Source organism: Caballeronia sp. LZ034LL (assembly GCF_031451215.1).
GTDB lineage: Bacteria > Pseudomonadota > Gammaproteobacteria > Burkholderiales > Burkholderiaceae > Caballeronia.
In genome coordinates, this window is sequence record NZ_JARUXR010000004.1 from 1,284,638 (window position 1) to 1,299,777 (window position 15,140).

Annotated in this window: 11 protein-coding genes; 4 read left to right on the forward strand and 7 right to left on the reverse strand. The window is 64.7% G+C overall.

All coding sequences use genetic code 11. The annotated features are described in order from the left end of the window. Positions 1 to 15: 15 nt before the first annotated feature. From QCE83_RS33345 to fdhE, 4 genes are read right to left on the reverse strand one after another with little or no spacing between them, the layout of a single operon-like run. Positions 16 to 2,019: a VTT domain-containing protein gene (locus QCE83_RS33345; RefSeq protein WP_309821215.1), complete on the reverse strand. Its 2,004-nt coding sequence runs from the start codon at positions 2,017 to 2,019 to the stop codon at positions 16 to 18. A 59-nt stretch (positions 2,020 to 2,078) separates the two neighbouring features. Next, entirely contained in the window at positions 2,079 to 3,998 is a 1,920-nt protein-coding gene (selB, locus tag QCE83_RS33350; protein ID WP_309820983.1) for a selenocysteine-specific translation elongation factor, read from the reverse strand. Next, entirely contained in the window at positions 3,995 to 5,449 is a 1,455-nt protein-coding gene (selA, locus tag QCE83_RS33355) for an L-seryl-tRNA(Sec) selenium transferase (protein ID WP_309820985.1), read from the reverse strand. The genes selB and selA overlap by 4 nt, the downstream gene beginning before the upstream one ends. Then, complete coding sequence (gene fdhE / locus QCE83_RS33360) at positions 5,446 to 6,417, reverse strand: formate dehydrogenase accessory protein FdhE (RefSeq protein WP_309820987.1); 972 nt, start codon at positions 6,415 to 6,417, stop codon at positions 5,446 to 5,448. The genes selA and fdhE overlap by 4 nt, the downstream gene beginning before the upstream one ends. Before the next feature lie 212 nt (positions 6,418 to 6,629). Between fdhE and QCE83_RS33365 the strand changes: the two genes are divergently transcribed. Both QCE83_RS33365 and QCE83_RS33370 read left to right on the forward strand, forming a co-directional pair. Beyond that, positions 6,630 to 6,881: an AbrB/MazE/SpoVT family DNA-binding domain-containing protein gene (locus QCE83_RS33365; protein WP_309820989.1), complete on the forward strand. Its 252-nt coding sequence runs from the start codon at positions 6,630 to 6,632 to the stop codon at positions 6,879 to 6,881. Then, positions 6,875 to 7,225, forward strand: coding sequence for a type II toxin-antitoxin system ChpB family toxin (locus tag QCE83_RS33370; protein ID WP_309820991.1), 351 nt, complete (start codon positions 6,875 to 6,877; stop codon positions 7,223 to 7,225). Before QCE83_RS33365 ends, QCE83_RS33370 begins: the two co-directional genes overlap by 7 nt. A 3-nt stretch (positions 7,226 to 7,228) precedes the next feature. Here QCE83_RS33370 and QCE83_RS33375 read toward each other — a convergent pair whose 3' ends face one another. From QCE83_RS33375 to fdnG, 3 genes are read right to left on the reverse strand one after another with little or no spacing between them, the layout of a single operon-like run. Further along, the gene (locus tag QCE83_RS33375) at positions 7,229 to 7,879 is read right to left on the reverse strand and encodes a formate dehydrogenase subunit gamma (protein ID WP_309820993.1); all 651 of its coding nucleotides are present in this window, start codon (positions 7,877 to 7,879) and stop codon (positions 7,229 to 7,231) included. Beyond that, positions 7,866 to 8,810, reverse strand: a complete 945-nt coding sequence (gene fdxH / locus QCE83_RS33380) for a formate dehydrogenase subunit beta (RefSeq protein ID WP_309820995.1) — start codon at positions 8,808 to 8,810, stop codon at positions 7,866 to 7,868. The genes QCE83_RS33375 and fdxH overlap by 14 nt, the downstream gene beginning before the upstream one ends. A 10-nt stretch (positions 8,811 to 8,820) precedes the next feature. Then, positions 8,821 to 11,889, reverse strand: coding sequence for a formate dehydrogenase-N subunit alpha (fdnG, locus tag QCE83_RS33385; protein ID WP_309820997.1), 3,069 nt, complete (start codon positions 11,887 to 11,889; stop codon positions 8,821 to 8,823). Positions 11,890 to 12,119: 230 nt separating this feature from the next. On the opposite strand from fdnG, the gene QCE83_RS33390 reads away from it, so the two are divergent. Continuing rightward, positions 12,120 to 13,463 (forward strand): YihY/virulence factor BrkB family protein, encoded by a 1,344-nt coding sequence (locus tag QCE83_RS33390; protein WP_309820999.1) that lies wholly within the window; start codon positions 12,120 to 12,122, stop codon positions 13,461 to 13,463. Between the two features lie 311 nt (positions 13,464 to 13,774). After that, positions 13,775 to 14,944, forward strand: a complete 1,170-nt coding sequence (locus QCE83_RS33395; protein ID WP_309821001.1) for a porin — start codon at positions 13,775 to 13,777, stop codon at positions 14,942 to 14,944. Positions 14,945 to 15,140: the final 196 nt, after the last annotated feature.

The window sequence follows — 15,140 nt, forward strand, 5'->3', positions numbered from 1 at the left end:
GCTGGTTCCAATGCATCATTCCGACCTCGATTCGACGAGCATCACCGGCACATCGCCGCATCCCGCGCTGCGCGCAATTTCGATGCCTTGCCACGGCGAACTCTTGCCATGGTCGAAGGCCATCGGATCGACGCGCCGGTCGGGCCTCAGCACATTGAACGGCCACGAAGGACGACGGATCCGCTCGTGCACCACGGCGCCGAGCCAGATCGGCGTCGGCGCGACGTCCGGACGTTCGCGCACCTCGTATTGCGTGGACCAGAACCGCAGCACATCGCGCTCGTCGGCGCCATAGGGCGAGCGCGCGAACACGAGCTTCGACGGCTCGCCATTGTTCAGGCGCGGCAGCGCCGGCAGATCGATGGCGGGCGCATTCGGCAGCACCACCGACAACACGCTCTTCAGCGACACATGCGACACCTCGGTCCAGCCGCGGCTCAGCAACTGCGCGCGGATCTGCGCGGGCGTCGCGGCCCATTGCACGGTGATCGGCTCGCGGCGGTCGCCCTCCATGTTCGCGCGGTAGCACGAGAAGGTCCGCCAGACCGAATCGGTCCATTGAATCGGCGTAATGACGACGGACTGGGGCGCCGCGCTGCGCGCTTCGGTGTCGTCGCTCAGTTGCAGCGCGACGCTCGCGCAGATCACGACCAGCACCGCGACCGGCATCAGCGGCCGCGGCTTTGGCTTGGACGGATTGCGCCACACGGCCGTCAGCGCGATCAGGAACACCCACACGGCTGCGAGCGCCGCGCTGCCGAGCGCATCGGAGATCGTGAAGCGGCCGAAGTAGAGTCCCGCGAGCGCCACCGCCGTCACGATGGCCGAAGTCGCCATCGCGACCAGGACGCCCGTCAGCAGCCGCACGCGGCGCAACAGCAGGAACGCGAGAAAACCGTAGATCACGACCGTCGCTGCGACGTGACTGCTGGGAAAGCGGTGCGTCGAAGGCGCGAACGACACGGCCAGCGGCTCGTGCGCGGTGAAGCGGATCGCGACCACGAGCAACTGCGAGAACGCCAGCGCCGCGACCCAGTAGGCGACGGTGCGCCAGCGCCGCTCGATGCTCATCCACACGATCACCATCACGCCGAGCACGAGCAGCGTCTCGGTGCTGCCGAGCGTGGCGGCGGCATCGAGGATGGAGTCGGTCCAGGTGGAGCGGAACGATTGCAGCAGCCGATACACCGACACATCCACCTGCACGATCGACGCCCCGCGCGCGACATTCGCGAGCACCGAAAAGAAGATCACCGCCGAGACGAGCAGCAGCGTCGAGATCATCACGATGAGGCCGGTGGCCGGATTGGCCGGATCGAGCGCGCGCGCGACGAGCCGCGCCGGCAGCCCGCGGCTGTTCTGTGCCCAGGCGAGCAGCGCATCGCGCGACAGGATGCTCCAGCGCATCGCATGCGAAACCAGCACGCGTACGATGTTGAACACGACCCACGCGAGCGCGGTGAGGATGATGAGGATCACGACGAGCCGGATCGAGACCGCGCCCGCCAGTTCGATCGACGCGCCGAACACCACGCCCGGCAGGATATGCGTCGGTGCCCAGACCAGCGCGCTCAGGATGTTGACGGCCAGGAAGCGCGCGGGCGTCATGCCCGTCAGGCCCGCGACGACCGGCACGACGGCGCGCATCGGCGCGACGAAACGCGCCAGCACGACGCTCTTCGCGCCATGCTTCTCGAAGTACTTCTTGCCCGCCGTAAGCGCGCCGGGATGCGTGCGGAACGGCCACATCTGCGCGATGCGGTCCGCGTAGCGCTGGCCGAACCAGAAGCTCGCGGCATCGCCGGCAATTGCGCCGCCGATCGCGCAGACGAATACCCAGCCGAGATTCAACGCGCCCGTGCCGACCAGCGCGCCCGCGATGAACATCGCCGTGCTGCCGGGCACGAAGGTGCCGATGAACGCGACCGATTCCAAAAACGACGCAAGCAGCACCACGGCGAGCGCCCATTCGGGGTAACTCGCCAGGACATGCAAGAGCTTGAAGTAGTAATGCTCCATCGCGATCAAGGGTGAATCCGGCCAGGGACAGGACGGATCAGAGGGACATCAGGCGGACATCAGACGGACTCGTGCCAGCGGCTGTCGGTGCGCAACAAGTGGAGGTCGCGGTGGAATCGAGTGTATCCAACCCGGTCGAAGAACTCCAAAAGCTGTATCGCGCGCTTGCGGCCGAGACCCGTTGCATCGCGGAAATGGGCCGCACCCAGCCCGCCGCCCTGCGCCGCCGCCTGTTCGGCCACGAGCCGAGCCAGCGCGCCGATCGTCGCGCGGTCGTAGAACAGGTCGCGCACCACCTGATGCGCATCGCCACGTCGCGCGAGTTTTTTCAGCAGCCGGCGCATGTCGTCTTCCGCGACGCCGTGCGTTCTTGCAAGATCGCGCACCCACGGCGGATCGAACCGGCCTTGTTGCAGCGACGCCAGTACCGCGTGCGCCAGCGTTTCCTCGCGCGCATCGAGCGTCACTGCGTGCGCCGGCAGATGCAGCCACGGACCGCTGCGCGTAATCGTCGTCTGCGCCACGGCGTCGTCGACGAGCGCGCGCCACAGTGCATCCGGCGCAAGCGGCGCGGCCATGCGGCGCAGGCGCGCGACGTCGGGGCCCTGTTCGTCGGGGAAGCGTGCATGAAACGCGCCCAGCGCGTCGATCAGCCGTGCATTCAGCGCGTTCCAGTGCGCAGCCGACACGTAGAGCACATCGTTCTGCAGCGGAATCTCGCGCATGCCGGCCGGCAACGCGAGCGCCGCCACCGGCATACCGCACAGATGCTCGATCAGCGAACGCGGCAGTCCATAAGGCGCCTGTTCGAACAGCGCATCTACACGCTGGGTATCGAGCCACGCCGCGAGCGCATCGAGCCAGGCGCGGCGTTGCGGCGTGCGGCGCTTCCTGGCCGGCGCGAACGGATCGAGCACGCGGCCGCCGCCGACCGTGCGGCTCGCCTGGGCATTGCGCACGATGAAGCGATCGCCGGGCAGCGCGCACACCGGGGTATCGAAGACGAGCTGTACGCGCGCCGTCTGTCCCGGCTGCAAGGTGTCGCCGTCGAGCAGCGCGACGTGCGCCACGCGATGCGTCGTGCCGAGATGAACATGCAAGGGCGACCAGTGCGCGAGCGTGAGCGCCGCATCGTCGAGCAAGCTCAGTTCGACGTCGATACGCTCACACGCACGCGCCAGCCGCGCATCGACGGTCCAGTCGCCGCGACCCAGCGCATCCTTCTCGATGCCGGCCAGATTCAGCGCGCAGCGTTCGCCCGCGCGGCCCGTCTGCGTCGCGCGATTCTGCGCATGAATGCTGCGCACGCGCACGGCCTCGCCCGAGCTTCCGCGCGGCGCGAGCGCGCATACGTCGCCCGTCGTCACGCGGCCCGCGAACACCGTGCCGGTCGCGATCGTGCCTTGCCCCGCCAGCGTGAAAACGCGATCCACCGCCAGCCGGAACAAGCCGTCGTCGCGGCGCGCGTGCTCGTGCGCCGCCGCATCATGCAGATGCGCGGCCAGCGCGGCGACGCCGGCATCGTGTTCGCGCGTAGCGTCCGTATCGAAGCGCGGCGCCGCATGCAGCGGACTGCGCGCGAGCAGCGCGTCGATGTCCGCGTTTACCTCGCGGCGACGCGCGGTGTCCACGCGATCGACCTTCGTCACCGCCACCGCGCCCCGCGTCACACCGAGCAGTTCGAGGATCGCGAGATGCTCGCGGGTCTGCGGCATCACGCCGTCGTCGGCGGCGATCACCAGCAGCGCGAAGTCGATGCCGCACGCACCCGCCGCCATCGTATGCACGAGCTTCTCGTGCCCGGGAACGTCGATGAACCCGAGCACGCCGCCGCTGGCCAGCGGCACATACGCATAACCCAGTTCGATGGAGATGCCGCGCGCCTTCTCTTCCTTCAGACGGTCGGTATCGACGCCCGACAGCGCGCGCGTGAGCGTCGTCTTGCCATGATCGATATGTCCCGCCGTGCCGACGATCATCCCTCTTCGCCTCGCGCGTCCGGCCCTCGCAGTTGCGCGATGAACACGGTTTCGTCGGCTTCTTCGAGGCAGCGGAGGTCGAGCCGCAGGGCGCCGTCGGCGATGCGTCCGATCACGGGCCGCGGCAGTTCGCGCAGCCGCTTCTCGATGCGGTTCAACTGGCTGCCCGGACGCTTGCCGTTCGCGAGACGCACGGCGAGACCGTAGCTCGGCAGGACATCGACGGGCAATGCGCCGCTGCCGATCTGGCTGAACATCGGTTCGGCGCTCACGACGAAGGCGTCGCCGATCCATTGCTGCAGCGCGGGCTGGATGCGTTCCGCGCAGAGACGCATGGCGTCGGCAGGACGCGTGAGCAGGCGCAGCGTCGTCAGGCGTTCGCGGAGATTCTCCGGCGCGCGATAGAGCCGCAATACGGCTTCGAGCGCCGCCAGTGTCAGCTTGCCGACCCGCAGCGCGCGCTTCAGCGGATGCTTCTTGATCTTCGCGATCAGCTCGCGGCGGCCCACGATCAGCCCGGCCTGCGGGCCGCCCAGCAACTTGTCGCCGCTGAAGGTGACGAGATCCGCGCCGGCGTCGACGGTCTCCCGCACCGTCGCTTCGCGCGGCAAGCCCCACTGCGCGAGATCGACCAGCGTACCGCTGCCCAGATCCACCGCGATGGGCAGGCCGCGTGCTTTAGCCAGCGGCGCGAGTTCGTCGAGCGACACTTCCTTGGTAAAGCCGGTGACGGCGTAGTTGCTGCAATGCACCTTCATCAGCAAGCCGGTTTTCGGGCCGATGGCCTCGTCATAGTCCTTCAGATGCGTGCGATTCGTCGTACCGACTTCACGCAGTCTTGCGCCGGCGCGGCTCATGATGTCGGGAATGCGGAACGCTCCGCCGATTTCCACCAGTTCCCCGCGCGACACGATCACTTCCTTGCGCGACGCGAGCGCCGACAGCGTCAGCAGCACGGCCGCCGCATTGTTGTTGACGACGGTCGCCGCCTCCGCGCCCGTCAGCTCGCAGATCAGGCCGTTGATGAGGTCGTCGCGATCGCCGCGCGCGCCGGTGTCGAGATCGAATTCGAGGTTCGCGGGCCGCGTGAGGACTTCGGCCACAGCGCTGACGGCTTCGTCCGGCAGCAGCGCGCGGCCCAGATTCGTATGCAGCACGGTGCCGGTGAGATTGAAGACGCTACGCACCGCGCTGCGCGCCCGAGCCGAGAGCGCCGCGCTCACCGCTTGCGCCAGCGCGGCGTCGCTCAATGCATCGACGGCTGCCCGGCCGGCCTGTGCATCGCTGCGCCATGCGTCCAGCGTGGCGCGCAAGGCCGCGAGCGTCTGCGTGCGTCCATGAGCGGCGATCACCGCCGCGAATTCCGCCGCAGCCAGCACGCGCTCGACCGACGGCACGCGCGCCATCAACGCGCGCAGTTCGCCGCCGTCGCTTCCCCGGACGTCGCTCATGATTCGTCAGGCTGTTCGGGCCACAGCCACGGATGCGGCGCGGCACGTCGATAACCGGCATCGCCCATCAACAGGTCGAGTGTGAGGCTCGCGAGATCGTCGGCGTAGGGTTCGAAGTCGAACGCCTTGTCCTGGTAGCCGATCTTGCGATACGTGCCGCATTCGTCGCACGACTCGGCCTTGAGCGCCGCGCGTTTCGCCTGCTCGGCCTTGTCGTCTTCGCTTTCGTCGCCCGTGCCCATCGCGTGATAAGCGATCCCCTTGGTCGAATCGCAGTTCGTGCACTTCGCGCGGACCACGTGCAGCTCCGTGGCGCACAGCCCGCACTGCACATAGCGATACCCTTCATACGGCCCGCCGACGCGCACGATGCTCGCCACCGGTACCGAGCCGCACACCGGACAGACGCCGGGCGCGTCGAGGTACGGCACGTCGCGCATGTTGACGCGGCTCGCGAGATCCGTCCAGACGACTTGCAGCGCGGCCGCGACGAAGGGCGCCGCGGCCGGATCGATCTCGGCGAAGCGCAAGGCCAGGATGGCGTCGGCCTGGTTGTCGAGCGCGGCGGTGTCCATCGTGCGCAGACGCGCCACCAGTTGCACGAGCGCGGGCGTCAGCGCGCCGGCCGCCTCGATGCCGTCGAGCAGCATGAACAACACATCGCGCCAGGCGGGATCGCGGTGATCGGTGAGTGCGGGGATGATCGGCATCGAATGCCGCTGATTTGTCTCGATGGATTCGCGCGCGGGCATCGGCGCCTGATGTTGGCTCAGGACGCGCTGCTGGGTGTCGGCGAGCGCGGACATCAGCCGCAGATAGCCGCCGATGGGACTGCTCGCATCCGCGAGTTGCAGCAGACGCGCGGCGCGTGAAGCGAACACCGTGGCACGCTCGGGCATGCGCAATCTAGGAATCGCCGAGGGATCGAGCGACTCGATCTCAGCGGCTTCGATGATGCGTTGGACCACGGCGGCTCCTGGCTGGAAGTATCGGGCGACAGACAGTGGGTTCGAACGGACACGCGCGTCAAGCATAGCAGTATCCATGCGCGCGCTCAGAGCAGTCTGAAATGATTGTGTTTTGCTTAAAAACACGTTGCCGAAGTATCTACAAGGAAGATACGCTTCATTGACCCCCTTACTTCATGTAGCTACAATGAAGATACATTGCGGAGGTCAAAATGGAATTGTCGATTCAAAAGTGGGGGAATAGTGCCGCTGTGCGATTGCCCGCTGCGCTGCTTGAGCAGGTCCACCTTGCACTAGGTGACAAATTGGTCGTTGAGATCCGTCCGGAGGGCATCATGCTTGCACCGGCACGGCCCAAGTACTCTCTGGATCAGCTCATTGCGCAATGCGACACAAAGGCACCGCTCCCCGAAGATCTGGCAGATTGGTCGAACATCAAGCCCGCAGGACGTGAAGCATGGTAAGACGCACCAAATTCGAACGAGGCGATGTCATTCGCGTAAGCCTCAACCCAGCGCTGGGCCATGAGCAGCAGGGAGAGTTTCGTCCCGCGCTCGTGCTGTCGCCGGCATCATTCAACGCTATGGGCGTTGCATTGGTTGCGCCCATTACGCAGGGCGGCAATTTTGCGCGCTTCGCGGGCTTCGCCGTTCCCCTATCCGGCGCTGGTACTGAGACTCAAGGCGTCGCGCTTGTGAACATGATTCGTACGCTCGACCTTGAAGCACGCGGTGCGCGCAGGATCGAACGCGCCCCAGTCGAAGTCATTAACGACGCCCTCGCTCGCCTTCAAACAATTCTCGACTGAACCCTACTTCCCGATCATCTCCCGAAACCACCTCGGATGATGCTTGCGCGCCCATCCGAACGTGACCGTGCCGCGCGTCATCGCGCCGATCGATCCCTTGATCCACAGCGCCGCATAGATGTGCACGATGATCGACACGATCAGCACGAAGGCCGTCGCCGCATGCACGACCGACGCCAGGCGCACCACCGTGATCGGGAAATAGAACGCGAAGTAACGCCGCCAGATCACGATCCCGCTCAGCAGCAGCAACACGAGACTCGCCACCATCACGAAGAACAGCAGCTTCTGCCCGGCGTTGTACTTGCCGATCTCCGGCAGCCGGTCCTCGCGGTTGGCGAGCACGTCGCCGATCTGCTTCATCCACTGCACGTCGTTGCGGTCCAGATAGTTGTGATGCCAGAACCGCAGCGCGAGGATCAGGAACGACACGAACATCACGCAGCCGACGAACGGATGCAAGATGCGCGTCCACTGTCCGCCGCCGAACACCGCGTAGAGCCACGCCATCGAAGGATGAAACATCGCGAGCCCGGAAAGCGCGAGCAGCACGAAAGTGATCGCGGTAATCCAGTGATTCGTGCGCTCGTTCGGCGTGTAGCGCTGTATCAGCCGATGCCCCTTGACGTCACGCAGTTCGCTATCGTGTTTCATCGCTTCGCTCCTGTCCGCCCTCACGGCGGTGACGCACTTCATCCGCCTCGCGCTGCGCCTCGATTTCGTCTTCGTCACTGACTTCGTTCGGCCCGATACGCGTGTAATGGAAGAACCCGGCCAGCGCCGCAATGCCGATGCCGATCATCGCCAGCGGCTTCGTCACGCCCTTCCAGATCGACACCAGCGGACTGATATGCGGATCCTTCGCGAGGCCGTGATAGAGCTCCGGCTGATCCGCGTGATGCAGCACGTACATCACGTGCGTGCCGCCCACGCCCGCCGGATCGTACAGTCCGGCATGCTCGAAGCCGCGTTCCTTCAGGTCCTCGACACGCTCTGCCGCCTGCTGCTGCATGTCCACCTTGGTGCCGAACATGATCGCGCCTGTCGGGCAGGTCTTGACGCACGCGGGTTCCTGTCCCACCGCGACGCGATCGGAACACAGCGTGCACTTGTACACGCGATGATCTTCCTTCGAGAGCCGCGGAATATTGAACGGACAGCCGGTGATGCAATACCCGCAGCCAATGCAATTTTCCTCGTGAAAGTCCACGATGCCGTTGGTGTACTGCACGATCGCACCCGGCGACGGACACGCCTTCAGGCAGCCCGGATCCTCGCAGTGCATGCAGCCGTCCTTGCGGATCAGCCATTCGAGATCGCCCTTCGGGTTCTCGTATTCGGTGAAGCGCATCACCGTCCACGAGTGCTCGGTCAGGTCGCGCGGGTTGTCGTAGATGCCGGTCGTATGACCGATATCGTCGCGCAGATCGTTCCACTCCATGCAGGCCGTCTGGCACGCCTTGCAGCCAATGCACTTCGACACATCGATCAGCTTCGCGACCGTGCCCGTGACGGGCACGCGGTCGCCGGGCGGCGGCGTGGTGGTGGCCGAGAGGCGCTTGATATCCAGCGATTGCAATGCCATGCCGTCCTCCCTATGCCTTTTCCACTTTCACGAGGAACGACTTGAACTCCGGCGTCTGCGAGTTCCCGTCGCCCACGGAAGGCGTCAGCGTGTTGACGAGATAGCCCGGCTGCGCGAGGCCCTTGAAGCCCCAGTGCAGCGGCAGGCCGACGGTATGCACCTTCTTGCCCTCCACCATCAACGGCTTGATGCGCTTGGTGACGAGCGCCACCGCGACGATATGGCCGCGATTGCTCGATACCTTCACGCGGTCTCCCGCCACCACGCCCACTTCCTTCGCATGTTCCTCGCCGATCTCCACGAACTGCTGCGGCTGCACGATCGCGTTCAGGCGCGCGTGCTTGGTCCAGTAGTGGAAGTGCTCGGTCAAACGATAGGTCGTGCCGGTGTTCGGGAACTTGTCTGCCGTACCGAACGCCGCGCGATCGTCCGGAAACACGCGCGCCGCCGGATTGCTCGTCACCGCCTTGTTGTCCGGGAAGAACGGGTTATAGCCGATGGGCGTTTCGAACGGCTCGTAATGCACGGGGAACGGGCCTTCGTTCATGCCGTCGCGGGCGAAGAAACGCGCCACGCCTTCGGGGTTCATGATGAACGGACTCATGCCCTTGTCGGGTGGTTCGTCGACCTTGAAGTCGGGGATGTCCGGTCCGGTCCACGCGCGCCCGTTCCATGCGATCAGCTTGCGCGACGGATCGAAGGGCTTGCCGTTCACGTCGCACGACGCGCGGTTGTACAGCACGCGCCGATTCGCCGGCCACGCCCAGGCCCAGCCGAGCGTCTGGCCGATGCCGGTCGGGTCAGCGTTGTCGCGCCGGCCCATCTGGTTGCCTGCCTGCGTCCACGAGCCGCAGAAAATCCAGCAGCCGCTCGCCGTCGAGCCGTCGTCGCGCAGCTGCGCAAAGCTCGCCAGTTGCTCGCCTTGCTTGGCCAGCACCTTGGTCTTGTCGGCGGGATCGGTGACATCGGCGAGCGCGCGGCCGTTGAACTCCATCGCGATCTCTTCCGGCGTCGGGCTTTCCGGATCGGCGTAGGGCCAGCTCATCTTCAGGATCGGATCGGGATACGCGCCGCCCTTTTCCTGATAAGCGCGACGCATGCGCAGCCACAGACCCGACATGATCTCCAGGTCACTGCGCGCCTCGCCCGGCCCCACCGCGCCTTGCCAGTGCCACTGCAACACGCGCGACGAACTGACCAGCGAGCCGCGTTCCTCCGCGAAACAGGTCGTGGGCAGCCGGAACACCTCGGTCTGAATCGTCGACGAATCGACATCGTTGAACTCGCCGTGGTTCTTCCAGAACTCGGACGTCTCGGTCGCGAGCGGATCCATGATGACCAGCCACTTCAGCTTCGACAGCCCGAGCCCGACCTTCGCCTTGTTGGGCGTCGCGGCCAGCGGATTGAAGCCCTGGCAGATATAGCCGTTCATCTTGCCCGCGGCCATCAGCTCGAAGACCTGCAGCATGTCGTAGGACTTGTCGAGTTTGGGCAGATAGTCGAAGCCGAAGTTGTTGTCGGCGGTCGCGTTGTCGCCCCACCATGACTTCATGAAGCTCACGTGGAACGCGCGATAGTTCTTCCAGTAACTCAGCTGGTTCGGCCGCAGCGGCTGTGACGCACGCTTCGTGATGTACTCGTCAAAGTCCTGTTCGGCTTCCATCGGCAGGGTCATGTAGCCGGGCAGCAGATTCGACATCAGCCCGAGATCCGTCAGGCCCTGGATGTTCGAATGCCCGCGCAGCGCGTTCATGCCGCCGCCCGCTATGCCGATGTTGCCGAGCAGGAGCTGCACCATCGCGCCCGTGCGGATCATCTGCGCGCCGACCGAGTGATGCGTCCAGCCGAGCGCGTAGAGAATCGTACCCGCGCGGTTCGGCGCGGCGGTGGTGGCGAGCATCTCGCAGACCTTGAGGAACTTGTCGGTCGGCGTGCCGCAGACCTTGGTCACCATCTCCGGCGTGTACGCCGCGTAGTGCTGCTTCAGCAGGTTGTAGACGCAGCGCGGATGCTGCAAGGTCGGATCGGTCTTCACATAGCCGTCGTCGCCGCGCTCGTAGTCCCACGTCGACTTGTCGTACTTGCGATGCTCCGCGTCGTAGCCCGAGAACAGGCCGTCCTTGAACACGAAGTCCTCGCGCACGATGAACGACATGTCCGTGTAATTCTTCACGTACTCGTGCTGGATCTTGTCGTGCGTGAGCAGGTAATTGATCACGCCGCCCAGGAACGCGATGTCCGAGCCGGTGCGGATCGGCGCGTAAAAGTCCGCCACCGATGCCGTGCGCGTGAAGCGCGGGTCCACCACGATGAGACGCGTCTTGCGATGCGCCTTCGCCTCGGTCACCCACTTGAAGCCGCACGGGTGCGCCTCGGCCGCATTGCCGCCCATCACGAGAATCACGTCCGCGTTCTTGATGTCGACCCAATGGTTCGTCATCGCTCCACGGCCAAACGTCGGGGCAAGACCTGCCACCGTCGGGCCATGTCAGACACGCGCCTGATTGTCGAAAGCGAGCATTCCCCAGCTGCGCACCGTCTTGTGAGTCAGATAGCCAACCTCGTTGCTGCCCGCCGACGCCGCCAGGTAGCCCGAGGTCAGCCAGCGGTTGACCGTCTTGCCGTCCGCCGTTTTCTCGACGAAATTGGCATCGCGGTCTTCCTTCAGCAGCGTCGCGATGCGGTCGAGCGCGTCTTCCCACGACATCCGTTTCCACTCGCTCGACCCTGGCGCGCGGTATTCCGGATGCAGCAGACGGCTCGGGCTGTGAATGAAGTCGATGAGCGAGGCGCCCTTTGGACAGAGCGTGCCGCGATTGACCGGATGATCCGGGTCGCCCTCGATGTGGATGATGCTGGCCTTGGCGTTCTTGGCGTTGTCGCCGAGGCCGTACATCAGGATGCCGCATCCGACTGAACAGTACGGACAGGTATTGCGCGTTTCCGTGGTGCGCGACAGTTTGTATTGCCGGACTTCGGCAAGCGCGGGAGCCGGAGAGAAGCCCATTGCCGCCAGGCTCGATCCGGCGAGCGTGCTCGCGGAGACCTTGAGGAACTGTCGCCGTGACATTTGGAGCATGATTGCCCTCGGCGCGTCGTAAAGTGGGTTTCCAGAGTGTAAGGGCGCTAGATGACGTCTGCAGTAAAGACGCAGTTGCCGTGGTGCGCCCAGGTCCGGAATCGTCGGAACGAAGCAATGCACGCGCCTGGAACACGCGTGTGCGTTTCCGAACCTTCTGGAATGGAACCTGCTCTCCCGATCTCAAGTCCGAGCGCCCTGCGCGTCTTATCGAACCGGAGAGGTCCGCCATGAGTTCCGTGTCAACGCAGAAGATCGAAGCCGTCGTCAGGAAAGATGCATCCTGGGCCGTCGGCGCGCTCAAGAAATTTTCCGAAGACCGCTGCGCCGCCATGGCGGCAAGCATCGCCTTCTATTCCGCCTTCTCGCTTGCACCGACGCTCGTCATGGTGATTGCCGTCGCGGGCTGGATCTTCGGGCCGGAAGCGGCCCGCGGGCAGTTGTTTCATCAGGTCAACGGCCTGATCGGCGATCAGGCGGCCGCGGGCGTGCAGAGCATCGTCGAGAATGCGCATCGCAGCAGCGGCACAGGCATCGCGGCGATCATTTCGTTCGCGCTGCTGGCCATTGGTGCGTCGGCGACGTTTTCTTCACTCAATACCGCGCTCAACCTCGTATGGCCGACCACCGGCGAACAGCGCTCCGGTGTCTTCGCGATGGTCCGCGTGCGACTGGTGTCGTTCGGGCTGGTGCTGGGCGTCGCCTTCCTGCTGATCGTGTCGCTGGTGCTCGATACCGGCATCCAGGCCGTCGGCATGTGGCTCTGGGGCGAATCGCCCTTCGTGATCATCGGCGATATCGTGCAGATGGTGGTCGGGCTCGTGATCCTGTCGGCGGCCTTCGGCGGACTGCTCAAGTTTCTGCCCGATGCGCCGGTCGAATGGCGCGATGCGCTCGTCGGCGGTTTGGTGGCCGCAGTGCTGTTTTCTGCAGGCAAGAAGTTGTTCGCGGTCTATCTGACGCACGCGGGCACGGCCAGCGCCTTTGGCGCGGCGGGTTCGCTCGCCGTGCTGTTGATGTGGCTGTATTTCTCGGCGGCCGTCCTGCTGCTCGGCGCGGAATTCTCAGCGGCGCGGGCGCGGCTGCATGATCCGCGCGGCGCCTGGGGCATGCAGAACAACGGCAAGGTCCCGCCCGGCAGCCGCGCGAAGATCGGCTCGCTGCTCGCGTCCTCGACCCGTCCTGCGACGCCCGCCAATGCGGCCACTGCTGCCGCCCTGCCCGTCACGCCCGCCAGCATGCGTCCGGACGCCCCCGTCAGTGCGAGCGCGCGACGCGCCATCGGTGCGCGCGCCCAGCATGCCCAGCAACTGACCGGTCAGGCCCGCAAGAAGGTATCGGCGGTTGCACGGGCGCTCGAACTGTCGCGCAAGATCGCGCGTGCCGAATCGACGGCGACGCGTGCCACCGCAATAGCCATGATCGGCGCGACCCGCAAGGCATCGCATGCCAACCAGGCGGTGCGCCGGCATCCGTGGCGCGCGGTATTGGTGGCGGCAAGCGCCGGTATGGCAGTCGCGCTGCTTTCGCGCCGCGATGCACCCCGCTCGTCAGAGGAAAATATCCGCGACTGACTCCGCGCGGCAATCATCCGGAACGGCCGAAAAAACCAAAGACAAAAGGCCGTTTGTTATTCAAATCGAAGGTAATCGAATAAAGCAGCGCAATTGCATTTTGATGTCGAAGTATCTCCGCGGAACTTTTCGAGATGCCTTCTGTCGCCACCCGCCTGCTTTCTGACTTGCCCCAAACCCTTGACTGGCTTGCGTTGCATCAAGTGTGTGTTTTTCGAGACAATCTATATTTTTTCATTTCTAAAGTTTCGAAACGTTGCGTTATTCTCTGCGCCAGCAACAACATATTAAACATTCGCGTGGAGAATTCGATGAAGAAATTCGCACTGACGTCCCTGTCGCTGGCACTGCTCGGCGCGGCTGGCGCAGCTCAGGCCCAAACGAGCGTGACGCTCTACGGCGTGATCGATGCGGGCATTGGCTATGTGAGCCATGCCAACGCGAACGGCGACAAGCTGGTCGGCATGATCAACGGCAACCTGTCCGGCGACCGTTGGGGCCTGAAGGGTCAAGAAGACCTGGGTGGCGGTCTGAAGGCAATCTTCCAGTTGGAAAACGGTTTTGACGTCGGCACGGGCCAACTCGGTCAGGGCGGTCGCGAATTCGGCCGTCAGGCATTCGTCGGTCTGTCGGGCAATCAGTGGGGTACGGTCACTCTCGGTCGTCAATACGATCCGCTGGTCGACATGGTCCAGGGCATCACGGCTGACAACTACTGGGGCGCCATCTTCGCAACGCCGGGCGACATCGACAACTACGACAACTCGCTGCGCGTGAGCAATGCGGTCAAGTACGTTTCGCCGAACTTCGCAGGCTTCCAGGTTGAAGGTCTGTACGGCGTGTCGGGCGTTGCTGGCGCAACCGGTCAAGGTCAGACGTGGTCGGGTGCAGCGACGTACAACAACGGCCCGCTGGCTATCGCAGGCGGCTACTTCTACGCGAACAACCCGAGCGCCGGCCGCACGCCGCCGACGGGCGCAAGCGGCTGGACCAGCTCCACGTCCGACGCACTGTTCGACGGCCCGATCAACAACGCCTACGCTTCGGCTCATGCCATCGGCATCGCTCGCGGCGCGGTGCAGTACTCGATCGGCGCATTCACGGTCGGCGGTTCGTACAGCAACTCGCAATTCAAGGCTGACGGTGGTTCGCGCTTCGGTTCGGAACACTTCAACACCGGCAACGGCTTCGTGAACTTCCAGGTCACGCCGGCTCTGTTGACGGGTCTGGGCTACACCTACACGAAGGCAGGCGGCGATACGTCGGCGACCTACCATCAGGTCAGCCTCGGCGCCGACTACTCGCTGTCGAAGCGCACGGACTTCTACGCTGTTGCTGCTTACCAGCACGCAAGCGGCGACCAGCGCGATGCAACGACGGGTGGTGTCAACTCGGCACAAGCGTCGATCGGCTCGTACGGCTATGAAAGCGGCCGCAGCCACCAGGAAATGGTCATCGTCGGCGTTCGCCACAAGTTCTAAGAACAACCGGCTCGCGCGACATGCAGATGTCGCGCTGGCAGGACCGCAGGACGCTCGAACAGCCATCGGCATACCGATGGCTGTTTTTTTTGCACATCAGGAACGTGACAAAAGGTTGAATCGAGCGGGTGGAAGGTCACATCGTTCGATGATCGCGGCAGAATCTCCCGAACCTCGAGCCGTCCGGAGTCTGCTT